This is a genomic window from Microcystis sp. M49636_WE2, from assembly GCF_030065375.1.
GTDB classification, from domain to species: domain Bacteria; phylum Cyanobacteriota; class Cyanobacteriia; order Cyanobacteriales; family Microcystaceae; genus Microcystis; species Microcystis aeruginosa_C.
Genome location: NZ_JASJFG010000954.1, coordinates 1 through 1,383, shown reverse-complemented (window position 1 = coordinate 1,383; position 1,383 = coordinate 1). Strand labels below are relative to the sequence as shown.

2 protein-coding genes are annotated in these 1,383 nt (G+C 49.7%); both read right to left on the bottom strand.

What is annotated here, in order from left to right:
- Positions 1-316: 316 nt before the first annotated feature.
- Positions 317-1,096: a TatD family hydrolase gene (locus PX484_RS21950; protein WP_004268759.1), complete on the bottom strand. Its 780-nt coding sequence runs from the start codon at positions 1,094-1,096 to the stop codon at positions 317-319.
- A 50-nt stretch (positions 1,097-1,146) separates the two neighbouring features.
- A partial coding sequence (gene rpsT / locus PX484_RS21945; protein WP_288105483.1) for a 30S ribosomal protein S20 occupies positions 1,147-1,383 on the bottom strand: 237 nt, incomplete at its 5' end.

The following is a 1,383-nucleotide window of genomic DNA, read 5'->3' as shown; positions in this document are numbered from 1 at the left end:
GTAGTCCTGGCCGAGGAAATGTAGTTCTAATTTACCTGTATAGTCGCTGATGGGGGAAAAGCTATTCAGTTCCTCGATTAGTCCTTCTTCCAAAAACCACCGAAAACTGGAGTGTTGGATTTCGATGAGGTCGGGTAAGAGATTAAAGGTAAGATTGTTCATAGGGTTACAAGGGCTGATGACACGATAGCGACGGTCGGATATCAGTGAGCGGTGAGGGGATGGGTGATGGGGTTTTGGGGTGTTGGGATTTTAGGGTTTTAGTTGAATTCCCCCATTTCCCCATTCCCTGCTCTGTGCTAATAAACTATGTTTTTTAACTGGGGAGTTGAAATAAGTTGCGGGCGTTGTGGGTGGTTTGTTCGGCTAGGGTTTCGACCGGATAGCCGCGCAGACGGGCGACGGTTTCGGCCACATGGAAGACGAAAGAGGGTTCACAGGGTTTACCGCGGTGGGGATTGGGGGAGAGAAAGGGGCAATCGGTTTCGATCAGTAGGCGATCGCTGGGGACAATTTGGGCGGCAGCTTGCACGGTTTTACTGTTTTTGAAGGTGACAATGCCGCTAAAGCTGATGTAAAAACCCAAGTCTAAAAACCATTGAGTTTCTTCGGGGTTGCCCGTCCAGCAGTGCATCACGCCGCGAATTTTGCCCACTTGTTGCCGAAAGGCGATGATTTCCTCCCGCATGACCGGGGCCGCATCTCGACAATGGATAATCACGGGTTTATCGAGACGATGGGCGATTTCTAATTGCGTCCAAAAGACCTGTTTTTGCTGCTCTTGATTATCCGCTTTATAGAAGTCTAAACCCATTTCCCCGATCGCCACGACGCGCCGATCAGATCGGGCTAGGGATTCGATCTGATCGGCACTATTATCTCGCCATTTTTGGGCATCTAGGGGATGTAAACCGACGGCGAAGGAAATTTCCTCAAATTGATCGGCAATGGCTTTAATCGCCGCAAACTCTTCTGGTTCGACACAGGAATGAACCAGATGAACGACTCCCACACTTCGCCAACGTTCGGAGATAGCGGGCAAGTCGGCTTGCAAAACGTCAAAGTTCAGATGAACGTGCGTATCTATTAATTGCATCGACCCCCGATCGCTTGTTGCGTCTGTCCTGATTACAGCTTACTTGTTTCTTAGGAAGCTTGGCTAACTTTTTGCAAGGCTTTGGCTAAACCAGCTTTTTTTCTAGCGCCGTTGTTCCGGTGCAAGACGTTGCGCTTGACGGCTTTATCGATTTTACTGTAAGCTTCCGATAGAGCTTGTTGGGCGCTTTCTAGCCCTTCTGGGCTGGGGTTGGCTCCGTAGGCCGAGACAGCGACAAGACATTTTTTGATCAGGGTTCTTACGGCTGACTTGTACGCTTTGTTGCG